This window comes from Caballeronia sp. LjRoot31 (assembly GCF_964253885.1).
Classification (GTDB): domain Bacteria; phylum Pseudomonadota; class Gammaproteobacteria; order Burkholderiales; family Burkholderiaceae; genus Caballeronia.
In genome coordinates this window covers 3,678,201-3,703,008 of record NZ_CAXURX020000001.1, presented here as the reverse complement: position 1 = coordinate 3,703,008, position 24,808 = coordinate 3,678,201, and the positions used below count along the sequence as shown (strand labels likewise).

Below are 24,808 nucleotides of genomic sequence, written 5' to 3'. Positions count from 1 at the left end.
GGTCGTTTCGCTTTTATGTTTTAATGATCGATGACGAAACAGGGGTGCTTCGGCACGCGTCTGCCTCCTTGAAATAACGGAGAAACGCGCGGCGAGGCTGAGAGAGTCCCTTTGCACCCGATCCGGGTAATACCGGCGAGGGAAGTTTCCGGAAACCGCCGCGTTTCCAGTTTCTTCCAGTATTGGCTGGCACAGGAGCCGCAGGTTATGCGCTCCCGAGCCGCTTTCTCGCCGTGGTTTCGTCCCTGAATTATGTTTTGTGCGCCGCGCGTGCAACCAGGGTTCGAAACGGGCGTTCCTCCCGATCTCGATTTCCGTGCTGTGTGCTCCGTGCGTTCTGCAGCGTCTGCTGAGGAGGCATCGTCATCGTGAACACCGTTGTGCATTCCCATTCCACTATGCACTCCACGCATTCCCGTGCGTCCGGGCGAGACGACTTTGCCGTCGTTGGCGGTGGCTTGTGCGGGCGGCTGGTCGCCTGGCTGCTGGCGGGCGCGGGGCACCGTGTGGCGCTATACGATCGCGGCGACGCCGCCGGCACGCAATCGGCCGCATGGGTCGCGGCGGCGATGCTCGCGCCGCTCGCCGAGGCCGCCAGCGCTGAATTGCTGATTACTGAACTCGGTGCGGCATCGCTTGAGCGCTGGCCGGGTTTTATCGCTGAAATGCCGGAACCGGTGTTTTTCCAGCGCAATGGCACGCTGGTCGTCTGGCATGCCGGCGACCGCGCCGAAGCGCCGCTGTTCGAGCGCCGTTTGCGCGCGAATGCGCCTTCGGAGCTTTTCCAGAACGGCTTCGTCAAGCTCTCCGGCGCGCAAGTCGCGGCGGCGGAACCGTCGCTCGGCACGCGTTTTCCGCAAGGCTGGCTGCTGCCGAACGAAGGCCAGCTCGACAACCGGCAAGTGCTGACTGCGCTGGCTGCGGGGCTGGCCGAACGTAACGTCGATCTTCACTGGAATACGACGATCGATACCGATACCCCGCCGGACGCGCATTTCGTGATCGATTGCCGGGGGCTCGGCGGCAAACCGGCATGGCCGGCGTTAAGGGGCATTCGTGGCGAAGTAGCCCGTGTGCATGCGCCGGGTATCGGCCTGACGCGGCCGGTGCGCTTGCTGCATCCGCGTTATCCGCTTTATATCGCGCCGAAACAGGACGACCTTTACGTGATCGGTGCGACCGAAGTGGAAGGCGAAGACATGTCGCCGATGACCGTACGCTCCGCGCTCGAACTCCTGAGCGCGGCGTTCGCGGTGCATCCGGGTTTCGGCGAGGCGCGCATTCTCGAACTCAATTCGCAATGTCGGCCGACCTTGCCCGACCATCGTCCGGCAATTGTCTGGGACGGCGCACGAACCTTGCGGGTGAACGGGTTGTATCGACACGGTTACATGATCGCGCCCGAAGTCGCCGACTCCGCCCGCGCCCTCGCCGAAGCGCTGCTTGGCGGTGCGATCACCAATCCGGATTCCTTCGACGACTGGCGCCGCCAAGCCCGCTGGTCCGCCTTGCTGCGCTGCGAACACGCGGCGCCCGTGCTTTGACTTTCATCATGAACATTCACATCAATCAGCAGCCTTTTTCCATGCCCGACGCAGCCACCGTCACCGACGCCCTCGCGGCCTTCGGCGCAAAACCGCCGTTCGCCGTGGCGCTGAACGGGCAATTCGTGGCGCGTGGCGAACATGCATCGAAGGCGCTTACGGCTGGCGACAAACTCGATATCGTCTCGCCGGTCGCCGGCGGCTGAGGGTAACCAAAGGGAATCGAACCATGACTTCAACCATCACCACAGCCGATACCCTCACGCTCTACGGCACGTCGTTCCCGAGCCGGGTGCTGCTGGGGACGTCGCGCTATCCGTCGCTGCAATCGCTGTCGGATTCTATCGATGCCGCCCGTCCCGGCATGGTCACCGTCGCGTTGCGGCGCCAGTCGAACACGGGCGAGGCCGGTTTCTTCGATGTCCTCAAGCGTCACGGCGTCGCGTTGCTGCCCAACACGGCCGGCTGCCAGACCGTGGACGAAGTGCTGACCACGGCGCGCATGGCGCGTGAACTCTTCGATACCCCGTGGCTGAAGCTCGAACTGATCGGTGACGACTACACGCTGCAGCCCGATCCGATCGGCCTCGTGGAAGCCGCTGAAATACTGATCCGTGAGGGGTTCAAGGTGCTGCCGTATTGCACCGAGGATCTGGTGATCGGCCGGCGTCTGCTCGATGTCGGTTGCGAGGCGTTGATGCCGTGGGGCGCGCCTATCGGAACGGGGAAAGGGGTGACAAATCCCTACGGATTGCGCACGCTGCGTGAGCGGCTGCCGGATGTGCCGCTTATCGTCGATGCCGGTCTTGGCGTGCCGTCGCATGCGTGCCAGGTGATGGAGTGGGGTTTCGACGGCGTGTTGCTGAACACGGCTGTCTCACAGGCGACGTTTCCGCCGCAGATGGCGCGTGCGTTTGCGCTGGGCGTCGAGGCGGGGCGAATGGCCTATCTCGCCGGGCCGATGGCCGAGCGTGATAGCGCACAAGCGAGCACGCCGGTGGTCGGCATGCCGTTCTGGCATCAAGACGGGAGTGCTGCATGAGTATGGCATTGCTGGATAAGGAAGTATTTTGGCCCCCGGCGGATGAATTGCTGGAAGCCGCCGAGCGAATCCGGCGGCGGCTGGGCGAGTGGCCGGCGGGATCGAAGACATGGCGAATCTGCTTGAGCGAGCCGGATCATCCGCGCTCGGGTGATTTGATCGTGGATGGCGGCGTTGAGCCGTTGCCGAAGGGAGTTGGGCGTCTGGAGGTAGAAGCGGGGAGGGCGACGCTGCATCTGGATAACGTCGAGTACACGCTGGAGGGCGAATGGTCGGATGATTGGCCGGCGGCGCTGGCCGCATTCCTTGATTGCGGTTTCGAGCCGCACGACGCGCTTGTGCTGGCGCTTGCGTGGCGCCCGGCCAATCTGGACGAACTCGACGCGTGGCCCGTCGATTTTTCCACGTTCCCGAAGGTCGGGAAATTGCCGGCGGCCCCTTCAAAGCCTTTCCCCCATTGCCCGGAGAGGCTTGGCTTATATCCCGTCCTGCCGAGCGCGGAATGGGTCGAACGGGTTCTCGATCAAGGCGTCCGAACGGCGCAATTACGCCGCAAAACCACCGATTCCGGCGATTTGAAGCAGGAAATCGAACGGTCGGTGGCGGCGGGCGCGAAGCACGAGGCGCAGCTTTTTATCAATGATCATTGGCAGGAAGCCATCAAGGCCGGTGCGTACGGCGTGCATCTCGGGCAGGAAGACGTGGAGACTGCCGACCTGAACGCGATTGCCGAAGCGGGCTTGCGCTTGGGCCTGTCGACCCATGGCTACTATGAAATGCTGAAGGCGCTGCATTTCAAGCCGAGCTACCTCGCGCTCGGCGCGGTGTTCCCGACCACGACGAAAATCATGCCAACGGCGCCACAAGGTTTGTCGCGTTTGACACGTTATGTGCGCTTGCTCGACGGCATCGTGCCGCTCGTTGCAATTGGCGGCATCAACGGCCCGGTTTTGCGACAAATTATTTCAACCGGCGTGGGAAGTGCAGCAGTCGTGCGGGCCGTTACAGAGGCGCCGGATCTGGGTGCCGCCATTTCTGCGCTGCAACAGGAATTCGGGCGATAATGCGCCGGATTCGGGAAAATATTCAGCCGTTAAACCAACCGAAGGGGGCCCCCACGACACCCGTTGCGTAGAGGCCCTATAATTCGGCCCTCTTGTGTAAAAGGATTGTCAGCCTTCGTGTCAGCTTCTCCCGAGACCTTGCTAGAGCTTCGCGACGTCGATTTCGGCTACGGCGACCGGCTCGTATTATCGAACCTGAACATGCGCTTCAAGCGCGGTCAGGTCGTGGCTGTCATGGGCGGTTCCGGCTGTGGCAAGACGACCGTGCTGCGCTTGATCGGCGGTTTGGTGAAGGCTAAACGCGGCCAGGTGTTGTTCGGCGGCAAGGACGTCGGCACGCAGACCCGCGACGGCCTTTACGCGCTTCGCCGCAAGATGGGGATGCTGTTTCAGTTCGGCGCGTTGTTCACCGATCAATCCGTATTCGATAACGTCGCGTTCCCGCTGCGGGAACACACCGATCTCCCCGAAGAACTCCTGCGTGACCTCGTGCTGATGAAGCTCAACGCGGTCGGTTTGCGGGGGGCGCGCGATCTCGCGCCGTCGGAGATATCGGGCGGCATGGCTCGCCGCGTGGCGCTTGCCCGTGCCATCGCGCTGGATCCCGAACTGATGATGTACGACGAGCCCTTTGCAGGCCTCGATCCCATTTCGCTCGGCATCACGGCTAATTTGATCCGCACGCTGAACAGCGCGCTCGGCGCCACGTCCATTCTGGTGACGCACGACGTGCCGGAATCGTTCGCCATTGCCGATTACGTGTATTTCATCGCGAACGGCGGCGTTCTGGCTGAAGGCACGCCGGCGCAGTTGCGGGCGTCCCAGGAACCGTCGGTTCGGCAGTTTATCGACGGTACGCCGGACGGTCCGTTCAAATTTCACTATCCAAGCACGACGCCGCTGGCGGCGGACTTTGGACTTGGAGCAAAAGCATGATCAGCGCCATCGGACGGTCGGTGCTCGGCAGCTTCGGCACGATTGGTTACGCGACGCGCATGTTCCTGCGCCTGGTCGTCGAATTCTTTCCGTTGATGCGCCGGCCGCGCCTTGTCACGAAACAGATCCTGTTTGTCGGTAACTATTCGCTGTTGATCATCGCGGTTTCGGGCTTGTTCGTGGGTTTTGTGCTCGGTTTGCAGGGTTATCTCACCCTTAACCGATACGGCTCCGAGCAAGCGCTCGGCCTCCTGGTGGCGCTGTCGCTGGTGCGCGAACTCGGGCCGGTGGTGACCGCGTTGCTGTTCGCGGGTCGCGCGGGCACGTCGCTGACGGCGGAAATCGGCCTGATGAAAGCCGGCGAGCAGCTTACCGCCATGGAAATGATGGCGGTCGATCCGCTCAAGGTGGTGGTGGCGCCGCGCTTCTGGGCGGGCATCATCGCCATGCCGATTCTGGCCGCCATTTTCAGCGCGGTCGGCATTTTCGGCGGTTATGTGGTCGGCGTGCTGATGATCGGCGTGGATTCGGGCGCGTTCTGGTCCCAGATGCAAGGCGGCATCGACGTATGGAGCGACGTAGGCAACGGCGTGATCAAGAGCCTGGTGTTCGGCTTTGCCGTCACGTTCATTGCGTTGTTCCAGGGTTATGAAGCCCAGCCGACGCCGGAAGGCGTTTCGCGCGCAACCACGAAAACGGTGGTGTACGGCTCGCTGGCCGTGCTCGGGCTGGATTTCCTGCTGACCGCGCTGATGTTCAACTGACTACTCCGGGCCGGACCGCGACGCTCTTTATGTCGCGATTCGGTTCACCGGTTCGTGGACGTTGTGAAGGGCACAGTCCTTCACACAAAAAACTGCGACAAGATTCTTTGGGAAGACGATGAAAAAGACTGCTGCTCTCGACTTTTGGGTCGGCCTCTTCGTGGTGCTGGGCTTCGTGGCGCTGTTATTCCTTGCGTTGAAGGCGGGCAACATGAGCTCGCTGTCGTTTCAGCCGACCTACGCGGTCAAGCTGAAATTCGACAATATCGGCGGGCTGAAGCCGCGTGCGCCGGTGAAGAGCGCGGGCGTGACGGTGGGCCGTGTGGATTCGATCGGTTTTGACCAGAACACGTATCAGGCGTTGGTCACCATTGACCTCGACAAGCAATATCAGTTTCCGAAGGATTCGTCGGCGAAGATCCTGACGTCGGGCTTGCTCGGCGAGCAGTACATCGGCCTGGAGCCGGGCGGCGACGACCAGATGCTCAAAGCGGGCGACACCATTTCGATGACGCAATCGGCGGTGGTTCTTGAGAATCTGATCGGGCAATTCCTGTACAACAAAGCGGCGGATTCGGGCGCATCCAAGAGTCCGGCAACCTCTGCCGCACCTGCTGCAACGCCTGCCGCGCCAGCTTTCCCGGGCGCCGCGAGCGCGATGGGCGCGAGCGCGGCGACTCAATGAGCCGGACTGGCGGTTCCAGATTCCAGGCAGTCGAAGGCGTGCCGATCTCGCAGTACGGGCGTGGCCTTCGGATCAGCATCAATAAGGAGAAGAACAAATGCAGGCAATGCGCGTAAATAGCGCGGCTGTGATAGTCGCGGTGGCGGTGCTTGCCGGGTGCGCAACCGTCACCACGCCGACCAAGGGTGATCCGTTCGAGAGTTACAACCGGACGATGTTCACGATCAACGACAAGATCGATGAAGTCGCGCTCAAGCCGATTGCCAAGGGGTACGTGTACGTTACGCCGCAGCCGGTGCGCGACAGTGTCACAAATTTCTTCGGCAATATCGGCGATATTTATACCGCTGCGAACAATCTGGTGCAGTTGAAGATTGCAGACGGCGTGTCGGACATCATGCGTGTCGTGATGAACTCGATCTTCGGCGTGGCCGGCTTGTTCGACGTAGCTAGCGTTGCCGGACTGCCGAAGCACACCCAGGATTTCGGCTTGACGCTCGGCCATTACGGCGTGCCGGCGGGCCCCTATGTCGTGCTGCCGTTGCTGGGACCGAGCACGGTGCGTGATACGGCGGGTACGGTTGTCGATTATTTCGGCAGCGTGACGAGCTTCGTGGACCCGACCTGGTTCCGTTCCACGCTCTTCGGTCTGCAACTGATCAACACGCGAGCCAACTTGCTGGGCGCGGGCGACGTGCTGGCGGGCGCGGCGCTCGACAAGTATTCGTTCGTGCGTAATGCATATCTGCAACGCCGCCAGTATCTGATCGGCGGCGACAACAGCGCGAGCGACGGCAACGAAGCTCTGCCGAAGTACGAGGATGTAGACAGCGGCGCGGCAGCAGGCGCAGCGCCTGCTTCAGCTACCACTGCGGCGCCGGTTGCGGCTGCGTCGGCACCGGAGGCGGCTTCGGGCGAGACTGCGGCGAGCGAACCCGGTGCGAATACTGTGCGGCCGGACCAGATGGTGCCGCCGCGGATTCCGTCGTTCCCGTCGTTCAGGCTGCGTTAATGCGTGCAGAATGACGGCCCGGTAATATAACGAAAGCCTTTCGATGGCTGAAAGGGTGTGGAAGATGAACTCATGGTGAACACCACGCTCAAACTCAGGCCACTTTTTTTGCAGAGTCCGTAATGAAAAAACTATTTCTACTTCCCCTGTTTGCCGTGCTGATGGCGTTTTGTAGCGGTGCGTTCGCGCAGGCTGGCGACATGTCCACTCCTGACGGGCTGGTCAAGACAGTCACATCGCAAGTGCTCGATCAGATCAAGGCTGACAAGCAGATCCAGTCGGGCAACATCACGCGCATCACGCAGCTGGTGAACGAGAAGATCCTGCCGTACACGGACTTCACGCGGACCACGCGTCTTGTCATGGGGCGCAACTGGAACACGGCTACGCCGCAACAGCAGAAAGACATCGTCGAGCAGTTCAAGATGCTGCTGATCCGTACGTATTCGGGGGCGCTTGCTCAGGTTCGCGATCAACAGGTTCAGTACAAGCCGTTCCGGGCAGATCCTAGCGATACAGACGTGGTGGTGCGCTCGGTGGTGCTGAACAACGGTTCGCCGATCGAACTCGACTATCGTTTGTATAAGACGCCGCAGGGCTGGAAGGTCTATGACATCAACGTGCTGGGCGCGTGGCTGATTCAGGCTTACCAGCAGCAGTTCAACGAGCAGATCCAGCAACACGGCGTGGACGGGCTGGTGCAGTTCCTCACGCAGCGTAACCAGCAACTGGCGAGCGGCAAGGCATCGTGAGTCGCTTCGAAACCGCCGCGACGCTCACGCACGAGAGCGCAAGAAGCGCGCTCGACGCGGGTTTGTCGCGGATCGCCGCTGGCGCGACTGAAGTGGATTGCGCGTCGCTCAAACAATTCGATTCGTCGGCGCTCGCCGTGCTGCTCGCGTGGCAACGCGCGGCGGTTGCGCGTGGTGCAACGCTCAGCGTCGTCAACCTTCCCTCTGGGCTTGCCAGCCTCGCGCAGGCTTATGGCGTGGATTCACTTCTGTCTTTTCGTTCGCACTAGGGGGATGGGTTCCGGGTTCGAGCGTTAGGGGCGGGGTTAGTGCCGGGGTGGTCGGTTCTGGGGTTAGTGGTCGGGGTTGATGCCGGGTTGGTGCTTTCGGCCGTGGTGGTCTGCGAGAGTCGGATATTCTCTTTATCACTATTAGCCACTGTGCGTGGCGGCACGTCATTTCTTTGTCCAAAGCGACAAAGAAACGAAGCAAAGAAAACGCTTTTAAACCACGCTACCCTAAGTGTCCACAGCGTGCAGTTTCTATTCATAGGTGCCCCAAAAGCACGGTGCTCGCCAGAGCCACGGATGTGTGAACCCCTCCTTCTCCGAACACGGATACCCACACGCTTCGCCACCAGTGATTGAACCTGCCCAAGGGGCACCCCGCGCTATCCGCGGACGACCAACCACCGAATTTGTACACACCTCGAACCACGTCGCCAACCCGCCAAGAAACGAAGCCGCGAAGATGCGGGCGGCCGTAACCGACGAAAATAGCTGTACAGAACGCGCAGCCAATTCACAAAAACTGAGGCAGTAACCACAAGCACGCATCAAGCTGTGGCCTACGAATACGGTCGCACAGACCAGATAGCTAATCCGTCAAAACCGCAGCCGTAAATACCCGTAAGGCTGTGCGGGTTCCTTAGCAATTGTGCTTGCCCGAGAGCGTACGGGGCGAAGCGTGTTCGTGTCAGGATTCGCGAGAAGGAGGGGTTCACACATCCGTCGCTCTGGCGAGCACTGTGCTTTTGGGGCACCTATGAATGAAAACTGCACGCTGTGGACACTTAGGGTAGCGTGGTTTAAAAGCGTTTTCTTTGCTTCGTTTCTTTGTCGCTTTGGACAAAGAAATGACGTGCCGCCACGCACAGTGGCTAATAGTGATAAAGAGAAAATCCGACTCTCGCAGACCACTAACGCCGAAAGCACCAACCCGGCATAGACCCCGACCGCTAACCCCAGAACCGACCACCCCGGCATTGACCCCGACCACTACCGCCGAAACCACCAACCCAGCATAGACCCCTGACCACTAAACACTGAAAGCACCAACCCAAACAGAACCCCAAGTGCGAACGAAGACCCCTTGAGCAATCGGCTAACCTCCGCCGCGTTTGGCCTATAATCAACCGTTTTTTCGGCCTGCTATCCGCCTTTCATCTTGTAAAGGCCGGTTCCGGTTCCGATCCGCACACATCGAGGCGCAGCCCCGCCGGCGCGCGCACTGTCATGTCAGCCATAGAAATACGCAACGTCAAGAAGCGCTACAAAGAGCTGCAAGCGCTCAAAGGCGTGAACCTCGTCGTCGAAGAAGGCGAGTTTTTCGGCCTGCTCGGCCCCAACGGTGCCGGTAAAACGACCCTCATCAGCATCCTCGCGGGCCTCGCGCGCGCCGATAGCGGAGCCGTCTCCGTGCTCGGCCACGACGTGGTCACCGACTTCCGCCAGGCGCGCCGCTCGCTGGGCGTGGTGCCGCAGGAACTCGTCTTCGATCCGTTTTTTACCGTCCGCGAAGCACTGCGCATCCAGTCCGGCTATTTCGGCCTGCGCAAGAACGACGACTGGATCGACGAAATCATGGCCAATCTCGATCTCACCGAGAAAGCCGATGTCAACACGCGCGCACTCTCCGGCGGCATGAAACGTCGTGTGCTGGTAGCCCAGGCGCTGGTCCACAAGCCGCCGGTGATCGTGCTCGACGAGCCAACCGCGGGTGTCGATGTCGAACTGCGCCAGACGCTCTGGAAGTTCATCTCCCGGTTGAACCGCGAAGGCCACACCATCGTGCTGACCACGCATTATCTTGAAGAAGCCGAGGCGTTGTGCGACCGGCTCGCCATGCTGCGTCGGGGTGAAGTCGTCGCGCTTGAACGAACCAGCACGCTATTGCAGCGCTTCGCCGGAATGCAGCTTTCGTTGCGTTTCTCGCAGGGCGTATTGCCCGTCGAGTTGCGCTCGCTGGAAGTCGATTCGCGCGCGGCTTCCGGGACCAACCATTTGTTGCGGCTCGCAAGCTACGACGACGTCGAGCCGATCCTGGCGAAATGCCGCGCAGCGGGCTGCACGTTCGATGAAATCGATGTGCGCAAAGCAGATCTGGAGGATGTGTTCGTGCAGGTGATGAACGAGCCGGAAGTCATCGAGGGCCTTTCATGAGCGGCTTTCGTACCCTGTTCTACAAAGAACTCCTGCGTTTCTACAAAGTTGGGTTTCAAACGGTGCTCGCACCGGTTATCACCGCGCTTTTGTACCTGATGATCTTCGGGCACGCGCTGACAAATCACGTCGAGGTTTATCCGGGCGTGGCTTACACAAGTTTCCTCGTGCCGGGACTGGTGATGATGAGCGTGTTGCAGAACGCGTTCGCGAACAGCTCGTCGTCGCTGATCCAGTCGAAGATCACAGGCAACCTCGTTTTCGTCCTGCTGCCGCCGCTGTCGCACTGGGAAATGTACTTTGCGTATGTGCTCGCGTCCGTCGTGCGCGGGATTGCGGTCGGTTTTGGCGTGTTTATCGTCACGGTGTGGTTCATTCCCATGAGTTTCGCCGCGCCGTTCTACATTCTCGGTTTTGCGATCCTCGGTTCTGCAATTCTAGGAACGCTCGGATTGATCGCCGGCGTCTGGGCCGATAAATTCGACCAGCTCGCGGCATTCCAAAACTTTTTGATCATGCCGCTGACTTTCCTGTCGGGCGTGTTTTACTCCACCCATACGCTGCCGCCGATCTGGCGCGAAGTGTCGCGGCTGAATCCGTTCTTCTACATGATCGACGGTTTCCGATACGGCTTCTTCGGCATGTCCGACGTCAATCCACTCGCGAGCCTTGGCATTGTCGGCGGGTTTTTCATCGTACTGGCGGGAATCGCCATACGCTTGCTGGCAAGCGGTTACAAACTGCGTCATTGATAGCGTCACTCATCAGTTCGCTTAATTTTCAGGAGACTTCCATGTTGCCGACTCCGGAACAAGTGAAGGAATACATTGCTGGCGGCCTCGCTTGCCAGCATGTCGAAGTAGAAGGCGACGGCCAGCATTTCTTCGCGACCATCGTGAGCGACGCATTCGAAGGCAAGCGGCCCATCGCTCGCCATCAACTCGTCTACGCGGCGCTCGGCGACCGCATGCGCGCGGAAATTCACGCGCTGAGCATGAAAACGCTGACCCCGGCCGAGTGGAAACCCGTCTGAGCGTTCCCAACATTTGATGATGTCACCGCATCACCCGTAACCGACTGGCTGAAAATTTAGTGCGATTCACTCAAGACAACCGCAGCGCCGATAACGGCGCCGCAGCAGGAAGCTCCGTAGAAGGAACGCCAAGCATGGACAAACTCGTGATTGTCGGGGGCGCGAAGCTCTCGGGCGAAATCGTGGTATCGGGTGCGAAGAACGCGGCGCTGCCCATTCTTTGCGCCAGTCTGCTCACGGCTGACGACGTGCATCTGGAAAACGTGCCCAACCTGCAAGACGTGCGCACGATGCTCAAACTGCTCAACCAGATGGGCCTGCGCTCTGAATCAGCGGACGGAAAGGTCTGGCTGAACGCATCGAAGGTCGACAACCTGGTCGCGCCGTATGAAATGGTCAAGACCATGCGCGCGTCGATTCTCGTACTCGGGCCGCTGCTCGCGCGTTTCGGGGAAGCCAAGGTGTCGTTGCCGGGCGGCTGCGCGATCGGCGCGCGTCCCGTCGATCAACACATCAAGGGCCTTCAGGCGATGGGCGCCGAGATCACGATCGAGCATGGTTTCATTGAAGCGCGGGCGAAGCGGCTGAAGGGCGCGCGCATTGTCACCGACATGATCACCGTCACTGGCACGGAAAACCTGCTGATGGCGGCGGTGCTGGCGGAAGGCGAAACGGTCATCGAGAACGCGGCGCGCGAGCCGGAAGTCAGCGATCTCGCGAATCTGCTCGTCGCGATGGGCGCGAAGATCGACGGGATCGGGTCGGACCGGCTGGTGATCCAGGGCGTCGACAAGTTGCACGGCGCGCGTCATTCGGTGGTGCCGGATCGGATTGAAGCGGGCACGTTCCTGTGCGCGGTCGCGGCTACCGGCGGCGACGTGACGTTGCGTAACGTGAATCCTTCATTGCTCGAAGCCGTGATTGAAAAGCTGCACGAAGCGGGTGTATCTATTGAAGAAGGCGAGAACTGGCTTCGCGTACGCATGAACAAACGTCCGACGGCGGTCAGCTTCCGTACATCGGAGTATCCGGCGTTCCCCACCGACATGCAGGCTCAGTTCATGGCGCTCAACACGCTCGCGACCGGCACGTCGCAAGCGGTGGAAACCATCTTCGAAAACCGTTTCATGCACGTGCAGGAATTGAACCGGTTGGGCGCAAGTATTACCGTCGACGGTAATACGGCGCTCGTGAACGGCGTGCATAAACTGTCGGGCGCGAAGGTGATGGCGACCGATCTGCGGGCATCGGCGAGTCTGGTGATCGCGGCCATGTGCGCGGACGGTGAAACGCTGATTGATCGTATCTATCACCTTGATCGTGGCTACGACCGGATGGAAAGCAAACTGACCGCAGTTGGCGCGAACGTACGGCGTATCAACGGTAGCGGAGGCGAGCAATGAGTTCGCTGCAAACTTCGCAGTCGTTGAGTTCGGTGCCGGCTAGCGCGATGTTGACGCTGGCGTTATCGAAGGGACGCATCTTCGACGAAACCCTGCCGCTGCTCGCCGCAGCCGGCGTGGAAGTGACGGAAGATCCCGAAACGTCGCGCAAGCTGATCCTGCCGACCACGAACCCGAACTTGCGCGTGATCATCGTGCGTGCAACCGATGTCCCGACCTACGTCGAATATGGCGCGGCCGACTTCGGCGTGGCGGGCAAGGACGTGTTGATCGAGCATGGCGGCAGCGGTTTGTATCAACCGATCGATCTGAATATTGCGCGCTGCCGGATGTCGGTGGCGGTGAAGAATGGCTTCGATTACGAAACCGCCGTGCGCCAGGGTGCGCGGCTGCGCATCGCGACAAAATATGTTGAAGTGGCACGTGAGCATTTCGCGGCGAAGGGCGTTCACGTCGATCTGATCAAGCTGTATGGATCGATGGAACTGGCGCCGCTGGTCGGTCTGGCCGACGCCATTGTCGACCTGGTCAGTTCAGGTAATACATTGCGCGCGAATGATTTGGTCGAAGTTGAAGAAATCATGGAAATATCGTCGCGTCTGGTCGTCAATCAGGCCGCGCTGAAGTTGAAACGCGCCGCGTTGAAACCGTATCTCGATGCGTTCGAACGCGCGTCGGTTGGCGCGTAAAAGTAGAGTAAAGCAGAGCAGGGCAAACAACCGGATACCAGCATGTCTATCAAGATTCGCAAACTCGATTCCAGCGCCAACGGTTTTCACACGGCGCTGCACGCGGTGCTCGCGTTCGAGGCGAGCGAGGACGAAGCCATTGAGCGCTCGGTCGCGCAAATTCTCGCCGATGTCAAAACGCGTGGCGACGACGCTGTCCTGGAATACACGAACAAGTTTGACCGGCTGAAAGCCGAGAACGTCGCGTCGCTGGAATTGCCGCAGGCCGAACTGGAGGCGGCGCTCGAAGGGCTCGTACCGAAACGTCGCGCCGCGCTGGAAGCGGCGGCGGCGCGCGTGCGCGGTTATCACGAGAAACAGCGGATCGAGTGCGGCAGCCATAGCTGGCAGTACACGGAAGCAGACGGCACGGTGCTCGGCCAGAAAGTCATGCCGCTGGATCGCGCAGGTATCTACGTGCCGGGCGGCAAGGCGGCGTATCCGTCGTCGGTGCTGATGAACGCGATTCCCGCGCGCGTGGCCGGCGTGAAGGAAATCGTGATGGTCGTGCCCACGCCCGACGGCGTGAAAAATCCGCTGGTGCTCGCGGCGGCGTTGCTGGGCGGCGTGGACCGCGTGTTCACCATCGGCGGCGCTCAGGCTATCGGCGCGCTGGCTTACGGCACGCAATCCATTCCTGCCGTCGATAAAATCTGCGGCCCGGGCAACGCGTACGTGGCATCGGCAAAACGGCGCGTGTTCGGCACCGTCGGTATCGACATGATCGCGGGACCGTCGGAAATCCTGATTATCTGCGATGCGACTACGGACCCGCGCTGGGTCGCGATGGACCTGTTCTCGCAAGCCGAGCACGACGAACTCGCGCAATCCATCTTGCTGTGCCCGGACGCGACGTTTATCCAGCGCGTGGAAGACGCGATCAACGAATTGCTGCCCACGTTGCCCCGTCGCGATGTGATCCAGCGCTCGCTCGAAGACCGCGGTGCGTTGATCAAGGTCGCCGACATGAACGAAGCCTGCGCGATCGCGAACGACATTGCGCCGGAACACCTCGAAATTTCCGCGCTCGATCCGCATCACTGGGCGGCGCAGATCCGTCACGCGGGCGCTATTTTCTTGGGCCGCTACACGAGCGAAAGCCTTGGCGATTACTGCGCGGGACCGAACCACGTACTACCGACATCCCGTACCGCGCGGTTTTCATCGCCGCTGGGGGTGTACGACTTCATCAAGCGCTCAAGCGTAATTGAAGTCAGCGCGGAAGGCGCGCAGACGCTCGGCGAGATTGCAGCCGAACTGGCGTATGGCGAAGGCCTGCAGGCGCATGCGCGCAGCGCTGAATATCGGATGAAAAATACATCGCAGTAACAAGGCAAAGACGCAAACCGAGTTAAACACCGAGGCGGCCTTAGAGCCGCCCAACGTCCGGCGCCTGGCGTCCGGCAATACCATGACACGACCACAAGACATTCTCCGCCCCGACGTCCTTGCAATGACGTGTTATCCCGTGCCGAATTCAACCGGTCTAGTGAAGCTCGACGCAATGGAAAATCCGTATCGGTTGCCGGCGAAGCTGGCTGCTGAATTGGGCGAACGTTTATCTGACGTCGCCTTGAACCGATACCCCGAACCCCGTCCGACCGCGTTGATCGAGAAGATCAAGCGCGTCATGCAAGTGCCCGCCGCGTGCGAATTGCTGCTCGGCAACGGCTCGGATGAATTGATCAGCATGATGTCGATGGCGTGCGCGAAACCCGGCGCCACCGTCGTCGTGCCGGTTCCCGGCTTCGTGATGTACGAGATGTCGGCGAAATTCGCGGGACTTGAGTTTATCGGCGTGCCGTTGAACGCTGATTTCACACTCGATGTCGACGCGCTGATCGCCGCGATCGAAACGCACAACCCGGCGCTGGTGTATCTCGCGTATCCGAACAATCCGACCGGCACGCTTTACGACGACGCGGACATTGAACGCGTGATCGCGGCGGCATCGAATAGTTTGGTCGTAATCGATGAAGCGTATCAACCGTTCGCCCAGCAAAGCTGGCTGCCGCGCGCTGCAGATTTCGACAACGTGGTCGTGATGCGGACGATGTCGAAGCTCGGCCTGGCGGGTATTCGCCTGGGTTATCTGGCGGGCAAGGCGTCATGGACCACGGAATTCGATAAAGTGCGTCCGCCGTACAACATCAACGTGCTGACGCAGGCGGTCGCGGATTTCATGCTCGATCACCTCGACGTGCTCGATGCCCAGGCCGCCGAACTTCGCATTGAACGCTCGCGGTTGGAACTGGCCTTGAAGGCGCTGCCCGGCGCGACCGTTTATCCCAGCGCCGGCAACTTTCTGCTGGTTCGTGTTCCCGATGCTGCTGCCGTTTTCGAAACCCTGCTGACATCGCGGGTTTTGATCAAAAACGTGAGTAAAATGCATCCGTTATTGGCGAATTGCGTGCGTTTGACGGTCGGATCGGCAGAAGAGAATGCGCAAATGATCGCCGCTCTGAAACTCGCGCTGCATTGAAATCTCTTAATAGTCTCAAAGGAAACACCATGCGCAATGCGGAAGTCGTTCGCAACACCAGCGAAACGCAGATCCGTGTGAAGCTCGACCTGGACGGCACCGGCAAGCAAAAGCTTGCCACCGGTGTGCCGTTTCTCGACCACATGCTCGACCAGATCGCGCGTCACGGCCTTTTCGACCTTGAAGTCGAAGCGCATGGCGACCTTCATATCGATGACCACCACACGGTGGAAGATACGGGTATCACGCTGGGTCAGGCCGTGGCGAAGGCCATTGGCGACCGCAAGGGCATTCGCCGATACGGCCATTCCTACGTGCCGCTCGACGAAGCGCTGTCACGCGTGGTGATCGATTTTTCGGGCCGGCCGGGGCTGGAATTTCACGTCCCGTTCACGCGTGCGCGCATTGGCACGTTCGACGTCGATCTCACCATCGAATTCTTCCGCGGTTTCGTGAATCACGCGGGCGTGACGCTGCACATCGACAATTTGCGCGGCATCAATGCGCATCATCAGGTGGAAACCGTCTTCAAGGCATTCGGCCGTGCGTTGCGCATGGCTGTTGAGCTGGACGAGCGCGCGGCAGGGCAGATTCCATCGACCAAGGGCAGCCTTTAAGCGCCTTCTAAATAACGCGAAACTGGCGCATGTCGGGCGTGTTTCCAAGCGCGTCCGGGCCGTCCGCGTCGATACGAGCCATGCCGGCCTGCGATGAATCTACTCAAATCGTTTATTTCGTTGCTCGCGCTGATCAATCCGGTCGGCGCGATCCCGTTTTTTCTGAGCTTGACGACCGATATGTCGAGCCCGGAGAAGAAAAACACGATCCGGATCGCGTCCATTTCGGTCTTCTGCGTGATTGGCGTGACTGCGCTGCTCGGACAGCAGATCATCGCGTTCTTCGGGATTTCCGTCGGCTCTCTTGAAGTGGGCGGCGGCATCATCATGTTGTTGATGGCGATCAACATGTTGAATGCGCAAGTCGGCAACGCGCGCTCCACGCCGGAAGAGCGGCACGAAGCCGAGATGAAAAGCAGCATCGCGGTCGTGCCGCTCGCCATTCCGCTGCTGACGGGACCGGGTTCCATCAGTACGGTGATCGTCTATTCTGCAAGTGTGGTGCACTGGTATGACCGTATCGGACTGGTCATGATCGGCGGGGTGCTGGCGCTGTTGTGTTTCGGTGCGCTGCGCCTGGCTGAACCCATTGCGAGCTGGGTCGGGCGTACGGGCATTAACATTGGTACGCGCCTGATGGGTTTGATGCTGTCGGCGCTGGCGGTGGAATTTATCGTCAACGGATTGAAGGCGTTGCTGCCCTCCTTGAAATAGCGTTCTGGAACGTGCTGAATTGAATACTTCGATGAAAACTTCGATAGCAATCGTGGATTACGGCATGGGCAACCTGCGTTCCGTGTATCAGGCGCTGCGCAAGGCCGCGCCGGAAGCGGACGTGGCGATCGTCGAGCAGCCCGAAGCAATCCGCGCAGCCGAGCGGGTCGTGCTGCCGGGACAGGGCGCCATGCGCGACTGCATGGCGCACCTCGGTGCGTCGGGCCTGCAGGAAGCCGTCATGGAAGCCGCGCGCAATAAACCCATGCTGGGCGTGTGTGTCGGTGAGCAGATGCTGTTTGACTGGAGCCAGGAAGGCGACGCGAAGGGCACGAATGGCCTTGGCCTGATACCCGGCAAGGTCGTGCGCTTCGATCTGGAAGGCCAACTGCAAGATGACGGCTCGCGTTTCAAAGTCCCGCAGATGGGCTGGAACCGCGTGCGTCAGACGCAGCGGCACGCGCTGTGGGACGGCGTGCCCGACGAATCATTTTTCTATTTCGTGCACAGTTATTACGGCGTTCCGGACAATCCGGCGCATACGTCCGGCGAAACCCTTTACGGCGCGCCGTTCACCTCGGCCGTTGCCCGGGACAATCTGTTCGCGACCCAGTTTCACCCAGAGAAGAGCGCCGATGCGGGCTTGCGGCTGTATCGAAACTTCGTACACTGGAAACCATGAAGTTCGCGTTTTTGGTGCTGTTTTAGCGGTGATTTGACGTTTTGGCTTATGCCGTTTGCAGCGGCGAGCCTTGCATCACTTGTACTACACTAGCGAGACGGCAGGCAAAACAGGGCGCTGTGCCCAAATTTGCAACCGTTCGATCAACCCTCATCCGATAACGCTATTTCTATGTTGCTCATTCCGGCCATCGATCTAAAAGACGGTCAGTGCGTACGCCTCAAACAAGGCGATATGGACCAGGCGACCATTTTTTCCGAAGATCCGGCGGCAATGGCCCGGCTATGGGTCGATCGGGGCGCACGGCGGCTTCATCTCGTCGACCTGAACGGCGCGTTTGCCGGCAAGCCGAAAAACGAAGAAGCCATCCGCGCGATCATCAAGGAAGTCGGTAACGACATCCCGGTGCAGCTCGGTGGCGGCATTCGAGACCTGAACACTATCGAGCGCTATCTCGACGACGGTCTGGAGTACGTGATCATCGGCACGGCGGCGGTGAAAAATCCCGGCTTCCTCCAGGATGCGTGCACTGCGTTCGCGGGTCATATCATCGTCGGGCTGGATGCGAAGGACGGTAAGGTCGCTACCGACGGCTGGAGCAAGCTGACGGGGCACGAAGTCATCGACCTCGGCCGCAAGTTCGAAGACTACGGCTGCGAGGCGATCATCTATACGGATATCGGCCGCGACGGCATGTTGCAGGGCATCAACATTGAAGCCACTGTGCGCCTCGCGCAAGCCGTCAAGATTCCGGTGATCGCGAGCGGCGGATTGTCGAACCTGGGCGACATCGACTCCCTGTGCGAAGTGGAAGACGAAGGTATTTCCGGCGTGATTTGCGGACGCGCGATTTATTCGGGCGACCTGGATTTCGCCGCCGCGCAAGCGCGCGCCGACAAGCTGCGCGAAGCCGACGACGCCTGAGCCTAAGTCTTACGCCTAAGTCTTAAGCCTAAGCAGCCGCATGTTGCGAGGGCGCCGCGCAGTCGTGGGTTACCTGACCACGCGGCGACTTTTTCGGGCCGCCTGATTTAAGCGCCTTATGTGCTTCCGGACAGTTTTCTGCTCAGCCTGATCGAGGCGCGCCGCAAGTCCGTACAGGCGGGGCGGCCATTCGTTTCGTTTCTTTCCGCGACGGTCAATTTCGATTGAACCGCCTCGCTTATCCTAAGCACTCACTCGCAGCGCAACGGCATTCGTAACAACATGGCTCTCGCTAAACGCATCATCCCGTGTCTCGATGTCACCGCTGGCCGCGTGGTCAAGGGCGTCAATTTCCTCGAATTGCGCGACGCGGGCGATCCCGTCGAAATTGCTCGCCGATACGACGACCAGGGCGCCGACGAACTCACGTTCCTCGACATCACCGCCACTTCCGACCAGCGTGACCTGATCTTGCCGATCATCGAACAGGTGGCGTCGCAGGTCTTTATCCCGCTGACGGTTGGCGGCGGCGTGCGCGCGGTGGAAGACGTGCGCCGGTTGCTAAACGCGGGCGCCGACAAGATCAGCATGAATTCATCGGCGGTGGCGAATCCGCAACTCGTGCGCGATGCATCGGATAAACACGGTTCGCAGTGCATCGTGGTGGCCATCGACGCAAAGCGTGTCAGCGCCGTGGGCGAAACCCCGCGTTGGGAAGTTTTCACGCACGGTGGCCGCAAGAACACGGGACTCGACGTGATCGAGTGGGCGCGCAAGATGGCGGAATTTGGCGCCGGCGAAATCCTGCTGACCAGCATGGATCGTGACGGCACGAAAAGCGGCTTCGATCTTGCGCTGACGCGCGCGGTGTCCGACGCTATTTCGATTCCGGTGATTGCATCGGGCGGCGTGGGTTCGCTCGCGCATCTGGCCGACGGCATTACCGAAGGTCACGCCGATGCGGTGCTTGCCGCCAGCATTTTCCACTATGGCGAACACACGGTCGGCGAGGCAAAACGCTTCATGGCCGATCAGGGCATCTCGGTGAGGATTTAAGCGGTGACTGCACAAACTGAAGAAGCGAGTTGGCTCGATAAGGTCAAGTGGGACGCGAACGGCCTCGTGCCGGTGATCGCGCAGGAATCCACAACGGGCGACGTGCTGATGTTCGCGTGGATGAACCGCGAAGCGTTGGCGAAGACCATCGAATTGAAGCGCGCCGTGTATTACTCGCGTTCGCGCCAGCGCCTGTGGTTCAAGGGCGAGGAATCGGGACACGTCCAGCACGTGCATGAAGTCCGGCTCGATTGCGATGAAGACGTCGTATTGCTCAAAGTGGAGCAGGTGTCGGGCATTGCGTGCCACACCGGCCGCCATTCGTGCTTTTTCCAGAAATTCGAGGGATCGGTCGAAACGGGCGACTGGGTCGCGGTCGATCCGGTCTTGATGGACCCTGAACATATCTATAAGTAATGACTCAAGCCACGCTTTCCACGCAAGACACGTTGCTGCGCCTCGCGGCGATTATCGATAGCCGCAAGGGAGGAGATCCGGAACAATCTTACGTTTCCCGACTCTTTCATAAAGGTGACGACGCCGTTCTCAAGAAGATCGGCGAGGAAGCTACCGAAGTCGTGCTGGCCGCCAAGGACACGCGACACGGCGGCACGCCCAAGGCGCTTGTCGGCGAAGTGGCCGACTTGTGGTTCCATTGTCTCGTGATGTTGTCCCATTTCGACCTCGGTCCGGCAGACGTTATTGCCGAACTGGAACGGCGAGAGGGGATGTCGGGGATCGAAGAAAAGGCGTTACGCAAATCCCGCGATCGTGAGCAGAACGAAAACGGCGGCTAAGCTGCAGGGTCGGGTCAGGTTCGACCGGTCGCCGAGGAGGATGAAATGAATCAGCCTTATGAGCCTTATCCGCCGCCTGTTTACCAAAACTCGCCCGAATCCGAACGCCTGCGCAGCTTGCGCACGCTGACCCACGTGCTATATGCGCTTTACGCCGCGTACTGGCTCACCGGCGGGTTGACCGTGCTGATCGCGGTCATCATCAATTACCTGAAACGCGATGACGTCGCCGGAACGCCATATGAAGCGCATTTCCGGTGGCAGATCCGCACCTTCTGGTGGGCGTTGCTCGGTCATGTGATCGGCATAGCGCTGATCTGGGTGTTTATCGGCTTCCCCATTTTGTTCGTGGTCGGTATCTGGACGCTGTATCGCGTTATAAAGGGCTGGCTGTTTTTGTACGAGAACAAGCCATTGCAACCGGGTGCCTGGGTTTGAGACCGAACGCCTGATCTTCAACATGCATTCATATCGGGATATCCCGCGACACACATGAGCCAAGAGAACTGCATTTTCTGTAAGATCGCTGCAGGAGAAATTCCGAGCAAGAAAGTCCATGAAGACGATGAGTTCGTTGCTTTTCACGATATCAACCCGGCCGCGCCCGTCCATGTGCTGGTGATCCCGCGTAAACATATTGAGACGCTGTCGAGCTGCACCGAAGCCGATGCGCCGCTGCTTGGTAGAATGCTGAGCCTGACGGCACGGCTTGCCAGTGAGCTGGGCGTTGCGTACACGGGCGGCGAGACTGGTTTCCGGACGGTCATCAATACCGGTCCGGGCGGCGGGCAAGAGGTGTATCACATTCACGCTCATATCCTCGCCGGGGAACGTCCGTGGCGCCGGATGGGCTGAAGGATCGTCGATGGAAAGGGCTGATCGCGTGATCAAAATGTAATGAAAACGAAAGCGTCTTTCCATCGCAATATTAGGCGTGCAAGATATCGGTTTAATCATCGGGGCGTCGACGCTCCGACTCGGGCCGCAAGGCCCACATTCTTCGTCGCGAGCGACATGCGCGGCGAAGCCAAGGAGAGTTTTCAGTCATGGGTTCGTTGAGCATTTGGCATTGGTTGATCGTTTTGCTGATCGTGGCACTGGTCTTCGGCACGAAGAAACTGCGCAACATCGGCGGGGATCTGGGCGGTGCGGTAAAGGGTTTCAAGGAAGGTATGAAGGAAGGCGAAGGGACGCCGGCCGAGCAGCGCGAATTGCCGCGCAACGGTACGGTCGACGTAGAAGCGAAGGACAAGACTCGTTCGAGCGACTACCGCTAATCAAGCTGATTAATCTGACCCAGGCACGGTAAGCCCGGCACCGGTCACCTTCACTCGCCACCCTCAGGATCTTCGATTCCATGCTCGACCTTGGTCTGACCAAAATGGCGCTGATTGGCGTCGTCGCGCTGGTAGTGCTCGGGCCGGAACGCTTGCCCGGTGTGGCACGAACAGCAGGCGCGCTGTTTGGCCGCGCACAGCGGTATATCAACGACGTCAAGGCCGAAGTCTCGCGTGAGATGGAACTCGACGAGTTGAAGAAGATGCGCACCGAGTTCGAAACGGCGGCATCGAATGTCGAGAACAAGATTCACGACAATCTTCGCCAGCACGAAAACGAACTCAACGACGCCTGGAACCAGGGCACGTCCGTGTCGGACAGCGTGGCGGGCGGTGGCGACCCGAATCTGACGCACGTTTCCGGGGACACCTGGCGTTCGAACTCGGACAACACGTTCAGCAGCAGCAACGTGTCGCCGGCGAAACGCAAGAACTGGCGCGTCAAGCAGGCCGCCATTCCGAACTGGTACAAGCGCACCACGTTACGCAAGACGCGCGTTCAGTCAGGTGCGGCGCGCGTGGCGCGGCATACGCCTGAGACGCTGCGTCGTCCCACGCGGTTTTTCTGATGTTTGCGCCACTTTCATTGCGCGAACGCCAACTTCCCTTCCATCGATGAATCCCAGCAGAGGGCCGGCGTGAGCGACCCGCAACAGATTAAAGACGAGCCCGTCGAAGAGACGTTTATCTCGCACCTGGTCGAACTGCGTGACCGCATCATCCGCGCAGGCGCTTCAGTCATCGTCGTGTTCATCGGGCTGGTTTATTGGGCACCGGACATATTCAGGCTGCTCGCGCGTCCGCTGATGCAGAACTTGCCGAAGGACGGCAAGATGATCGTCACTGACGTCACTGGCTCGTTCTTTGTGCCAATGAAGGTGACCATGATGGTCGCGCTTGTTATAGCGCTGCCCATTGTGCTGTACCAGATCTGGGCGTTTATCGCGCCGGGGCTGTATCAGCACGAAAAGAAGCTGGTCGTGCCGCTGGTCGGGAGCAGCTATGTCCTGTTCCTGTGCGGCATGGCGTTCGCCTATTTCGTCGTGTTTCCCACCATTTTCCGCGTGATGGCACATTACAACGCGCCGCTCGGTGCGGAAATGACGACGGATATCGATAATTACCTGAGCTTCGTCCTCACCATGTTCCTCGCGTTCGGCGTGACCTTCGAGGTGCCGATCATCGTGGTGATCCTTGCGCGCATGGGGTTCGTCACCATCAAGAAGTTGCGGCAGATCCGGCCGTACGTGATTGTCGGCGCGTTCGTGATTTCCGCCGTGGTGACGCCGCCGGACGTGTTCTCGCAACTGATTCTGGCTGTGCCGCTGATCATTCTTTACGAGGTCGGCATCATTGCGGCACGGTTGATCGTGGGCAAGGACAAGATCAAGGAGCAGGAAGCAGACGCCGCAGAGGACGCGAAGCGGGAAGAGGAGTGAGGGTTTCAGTCGCCGGGTGACGGGCAAGAATACAAAAAAGGGGCCGTTCCAAACGTGAGTTGGAACGGCCCCTTTGGTTTGTGCGCGTTACAAGTACGAGGAGTTGCCGGTCAACGATCGGCGGCAACGTTCCTAGTTCACTCGTCGTTTTGATCCCCGCCGCCGTTATCATCGTCCGGTGCCTGGGGCTGCTTGGGCTGCATCGGTCGTTTGCCGATTACCACGCTCAGGTCCAGTTCCTTGCTTTTGCGCATCAGATGCACCTTCACCGACGTTCCCGGCTTGATCTGTGCGACTACATTCAGCAGGCGCGTGGTGTCGGTGATAGTGTCGTCGTTGATGCTGATCAGGATGTCGCCGGGCTTGATGCCGGCTTTATCGGCCGGTCCGCCTTGCAATACGCCCGCCACGATCGCGCCGGACTTTTGCTCGAGCCCGAACGATTCCGCGATTTCCGGCGTCACGTCCTGCGGTTCCACGCCAATCCAGCCGCGCGTGACCGTGCCCGTGGTGATGATGCTTTCCAGCACGCTGCGCGCCGTTGACACGGGAATGGCAAAGCCAATCCCGAGCGAGCCGCCGCTGCGCGAATAGATCGCCGTATTGATGCCGAGCAGATTACCGTTCACGTCCACCAGCGCGCCGCCGGAATTACCCGGGTTGATGGCCGCGTCGGTCTGGATAAAATTCTCGAAGGTATTGATGCCGAGGTGATTGCGCCCGAGCGCGCTGACAATCCCCATGGTCACCGTCTGCCCGACGCCAAACGGATTGCCGATCGCCAGCACCACGTCGCCCACGCGCGTCTGGTCCATGCGGCCGAGCGTGATGGTCGGCAGGTTGGTCATGTTGATCTTCAGCACGGCGAGATCGGTTTCCGGATCCACGCCGATTACTTTGGCCGACGACGTCCGTCCGTCAGCCAAAGCAACTTCGATCTGATCAGCCCCATCGACGACATGTTGGTTCGTTAGAATGTAGCCTTCGGAGCTGACAATCACGCCTGAGCCGAGATTCGACGCCGGCGTTTCGTCGCCCTTACGCTTGTTCTTGTCGCCGAAGAAATAGCGGAACAGCGGGTCTTTCGCGCGCGGATCGGGCGGTAATGTGCCGTCCTTGCTCGAAAACACGTTGACCACGGCGGGCATCGCTTTCTGCGCGCCATCCGCATAGGACGATTGGGCGGGCCGGGAACCGATGCTTGGCGCAACTTCCTGCAACGCGACGATCGGTTCGGCGAGTTGCTTGCCGAACGTTCCCTGGCGTTGAAGCCACTGCGGTTTCAAGGTCGCGACGATGAACATCAGCGCCAAAAGCACGGTCACCGCTTGGGCAAAAAACAGCCAGAAGCGTCTAAGCATTTGATGGAATAGAGGA

The 24,808-nt window shown here is 59.9% G+C and carries 30 protein-coding genes and 1 riboswitch; of the genes, 29 read left to right on the top strand and 1 reads right to left on the bottom strand.

What is annotated here, in order from left to right; translation table 11 throughout:
- Positions 1–30 precede the first annotated feature (30 nt).
- Positions 31–161: riboswitch (TPP riboswitch) on the top strand.
- Positions 162–398: 237 nt separating this feature from the next.
- The 29 genes from ACSQ8V_RS16500 (at position 399) to tatC (ending at position 23,431) form a co-directional block, all read left to right on the top strand.
- On the top strand, positions 399–1,544 hold the full coding sequence (locus tag ACSQ8V_RS16500) for an FAD-dependent oxidoreductase (RefSeq protein ID WP_436206673.1): 1,146 nt from the start codon (positions 399–401) through the stop codon (positions 1,542–1,544).
- 8 nt (positions 1,545–1,552) lie between these two features.
- On the top strand, positions 1,553–1,750 hold the full coding sequence (gene thiS, locus ACSQ8V_RS16495) for a sulfur carrier protein ThiS (protein WP_436182833.1): 198 nt from the start codon (positions 1,553–1,555) through the stop codon (positions 1,748–1,750).
- Positions 1,751–1,773: 23 nt separating this feature from the next.
- The gene (locus ACSQ8V_RS16490; protein ID WP_158934218.1) at positions 1,774–2,586 is read left to right on the top strand and encodes a thiazole synthase; all 813 of its coding nucleotides are present in this window, start codon (positions 1,774–1,776) and stop codon (positions 2,584–2,586) included.
- 2 nt (positions 2,587–2,588) lie between these two features.
- Complete coding sequence (gene thiE / locus ACSQ8V_RS16485; protein ID WP_436206672.1) at positions 2,589–3,650, top strand: thiamine phosphate synthase; 1,062 nt, start codon at positions 2,589–2,591, stop codon at positions 3,648–3,650.
- A 117-nt stretch (positions 3,651–3,767) separates the two neighbouring features.
- Positions 3,768–4,586, top strand: a complete 819-nt coding sequence (locus tag ACSQ8V_RS16480) for an ABC transporter ATP-binding protein (RefSeq protein ID WP_436206373.1) — start codon at positions 3,768–3,770, stop codon at positions 4,584–4,586.
- Positions 4,583–5,350, top strand: coding sequence for a lipid asymmetry maintenance ABC transporter permease subunit MlaE (gene mlaE / locus ACSQ8V_RS16475; protein WP_213767146.1), 768 nt, complete (start codon positions 4,583–4,585; stop codon positions 5,348–5,350). The genes ACSQ8V_RS16480 and mlaE overlap by 4 nt, the downstream gene beginning before the upstream one ends.
- Positions 5,351–5,468: 118 nt before the next feature.
- A complete protein-coding gene (mlaD, locus tag ACSQ8V_RS16470) occupies positions 5,469–6,035 on the top strand; it encodes an outer membrane lipid asymmetry maintenance protein MlaD (protein ID WP_436206372.1) in 567 nt (188 codons plus the stop codon).
- A gap of 97 nt (positions 6,036–6,132) precedes the next feature.
- The gene (locus ACSQ8V_RS16465) at positions 6,133–7,047 is read left to right on the top strand and encodes an MlaA family lipoprotein (protein WP_213767148.1); all 915 of its coding nucleotides are present in this window, start codon (positions 6,133–6,135) and stop codon (positions 7,045–7,047) included.
- A 122-nt stretch (positions 7,048–7,169) separates the two neighbouring features.
- Positions 7,170–7,799: an MlaC/ttg2D family ABC transporter substrate-binding protein gene (locus ACSQ8V_RS16460; RefSeq protein WP_213767149.1), complete on the top strand. Its 630-nt coding sequence runs from the start codon at positions 7,170–7,172 to the stop codon at positions 7,797–7,799.
- Positions 7,796–8,068 carry an STAS domain-containing protein gene (locus tag ACSQ8V_RS16455; protein ID WP_436206371.1) on the top strand — a complete coding sequence of 91 codons (273 nt, stop codon included), beginning with the start codon at positions 7,796–7,798 and terminating at the stop codon, positions 8,066–8,068. The genes ACSQ8V_RS16460 and ACSQ8V_RS16455 overlap by 4 nt, the downstream gene beginning before the upstream one ends.
- Positions 8,069–9,292: 1,224 nt before the next feature.
- Complete coding sequence (locus ACSQ8V_RS16450; RefSeq protein WP_436182831.1) at positions 9,293–10,219, top strand: ABC transporter ATP-binding protein; 927 nt, start codon at positions 9,293–9,295, stop codon at positions 10,217–10,219.
- Positions 10,216–10,971, top strand: coding sequence for an ABC transporter permease (locus ACSQ8V_RS16445; RefSeq protein WP_213767151.1), 756 nt, complete (start codon positions 10,216–10,218; stop codon positions 10,969–10,971). Before ACSQ8V_RS16450 ends, ACSQ8V_RS16445 begins: the two co-directional genes overlap by 4 nt.
- 41 nt (positions 10,972–11,012) lie before the next feature.
- Positions 11,013–11,252 (top strand): BolA family protein, encoded by a 240-nt coding sequence (locus ACSQ8V_RS16440; protein ID WP_031362176.1) that lies wholly within the window; start codon positions 11,013–11,015, stop codon positions 11,250–11,252.
- A 134-nt stretch (positions 11,253–11,386) separates the two neighbouring features.
- Positions 11,387–12,655 carry a UDP-N-acetylglucosamine 1-carboxyvinyltransferase gene (gene murA, locus ACSQ8V_RS16435; RefSeq protein ID WP_436206370.1) on the top strand — a complete coding sequence of 423 codons (1,269 nt, stop codon included), beginning with the start codon at positions 11,387–11,389 and terminating at the stop codon, positions 12,653–12,655.
- Positions 12,652–13,344, top strand: coding sequence for an ATP phosphoribosyltransferase (gene hisG / locus ACSQ8V_RS16430; RefSeq protein ID WP_436206369.1), 693 nt, complete (start codon positions 12,652–12,654; stop codon positions 13,342–13,344). The genes murA and hisG overlap by 4 nt, the downstream gene beginning before the upstream one ends.
- Positions 13,345–13,386: 42 nt before the next feature.
- On the top strand, positions 13,387–14,712 hold the full coding sequence (hisD, locus tag ACSQ8V_RS16425; RefSeq protein ID WP_436206368.1) for a histidinol dehydrogenase: 1,326 nt from the start codon (positions 13,387–13,389) through the stop codon (positions 14,710–14,712).
- Positions 14,713–14,794: 82 nt separating this feature from the next.
- Positions 14,795–15,865, top strand: coding sequence for a histidinol-phosphate transaminase (gene hisC / locus ACSQ8V_RS16420; RefSeq protein ID WP_436206367.1), 1,071 nt, complete (start codon positions 14,795–14,797; stop codon positions 15,863–15,865).
- Between the two features lie 29 nt (positions 15,866–15,894).
- Positions 15,895–16,482, top strand: a complete 588-nt coding sequence (gene hisB / locus ACSQ8V_RS16415; RefSeq protein WP_213767155.1) for an imidazoleglycerol-phosphate dehydratase HisB — start codon at positions 15,895–15,897, stop codon at positions 16,480–16,482.
- Positions 16,483–16,575: 93 nt separating this feature from the next.
- Complete coding sequence (locus tag ACSQ8V_RS16410; RefSeq protein ID WP_213767156.1) at positions 16,576–17,196, top strand: MarC family protein; 621 nt, start codon at positions 16,576–16,578, stop codon at positions 17,194–17,196.
- Positions 17,197–17,227: 31 nt separating this feature from the next.
- Entirely contained in the window at positions 17,228–17,878 is a 651-nt protein-coding gene (gene hisH / locus ACSQ8V_RS16405; RefSeq protein ID WP_436206366.1) for an imidazole glycerol phosphate synthase subunit HisH, read from the top strand.
- Positions 17,879–18,049: 171 nt separating this feature from the next.
- On the top strand, positions 18,050–18,802 hold the full coding sequence (hisA, locus tag ACSQ8V_RS16400; protein ID WP_089166109.1) for a 1-(5-phosphoribosyl)-5-[(5-phosphoribosylamino)methylideneamino]imidazole-4-carboxamide isomerase: 753 nt from the start codon (positions 18,050–18,052) through the stop codon (positions 18,800–18,802).
- Positions 18,803–19,084: 282 nt separating this feature from the next.
- A complete protein-coding gene (gene hisF / locus ACSQ8V_RS16395; RefSeq protein ID WP_213767158.1) occupies positions 19,085–19,858 on the top strand; it encodes an imidazole glycerol phosphate synthase subunit HisF in 774 nt (257 codons plus the stop codon).
- 3 nt (positions 19,859–19,861) lie between these two features.
- Positions 19,862–20,275, top strand: coding sequence for a phosphoribosyl-AMP cyclohydrolase (gene hisI, locus ACSQ8V_RS16390; RefSeq protein WP_436206365.1), 414 nt, complete (start codon positions 19,862–19,864; stop codon positions 20,273–20,275).
- Entirely contained in the window at positions 20,275–20,655 is a 381-nt protein-coding gene (locus tag ACSQ8V_RS16385) for a phosphoribosyl-ATP diphosphatase (RefSeq protein ID WP_436206364.1), read from the top strand. Before hisI ends, ACSQ8V_RS16385 begins: the two co-directional genes overlap by 1 nt.
- Before the next feature lie 45 nt (positions 20,656–20,700).
- Positions 20,701–21,093 carry a DUF4870 family protein gene (locus tag ACSQ8V_RS16380; protein WP_213767160.1) on the top strand — a complete coding sequence of 131 codons (393 nt, stop codon included), beginning with the start codon at positions 20,701–20,703 and terminating at the stop codon, positions 21,091–21,093.
- Between the two features lie 54 nt (positions 21,094–21,147).
- Positions 21,148–21,510 (top strand): histidine triad nucleotide-binding protein, encoded by a 363-nt coding sequence (locus ACSQ8V_RS16375; RefSeq protein WP_213767161.1) that lies wholly within the window; start codon positions 21,148–21,150, stop codon positions 21,508–21,510.
- A gap of 191 nt (positions 21,511–21,701) precedes the next feature.
- On the top strand, positions 21,702–21,932 hold the full coding sequence (gene tatA, locus ACSQ8V_RS16370; RefSeq protein WP_213767162.1) for a Sec-independent protein translocase subunit TatA: 231 nt from the start codon (positions 21,702–21,704) through the stop codon (positions 21,930–21,932).
- A gap of 80 nt (positions 21,933–22,012) precedes the next feature.
- Positions 22,013–22,561 carry a Sec-independent protein translocase protein TatB gene (tatB, locus tag ACSQ8V_RS16365; RefSeq protein WP_213767163.1) on the top strand — a complete coding sequence of 183 codons (549 nt, stop codon included), beginning with the start codon at positions 22,013–22,015 and terminating at the stop codon, positions 22,559–22,561.
- Positions 22,562–22,630: 69 nt separating this feature from the next.
- Entirely contained in the window at positions 22,631–23,431 is an 801-nt protein-coding gene (gene tatC / locus ACSQ8V_RS16360) for a twin-arginine translocase subunit TatC (RefSeq protein WP_213767164.1), read from the top strand.
- A gap of 137 nt (positions 23,432–23,568) precedes the next feature.
- On the opposite strand, the gene ACSQ8V_RS16355 is transcribed toward tatC, so the two are convergent.
- The gene (locus tag ACSQ8V_RS16355; protein ID WP_436182826.1) at positions 23,569–24,792 is read right to left on the bottom strand and encodes a S1C family serine protease; all 1,224 of its coding nucleotides are present in this window, start codon (positions 24,790–24,792) and stop codon (positions 23,569–23,571) included.
- Between the last annotated feature and the right edge of the window lie 16 nt (positions 24,793–24,808).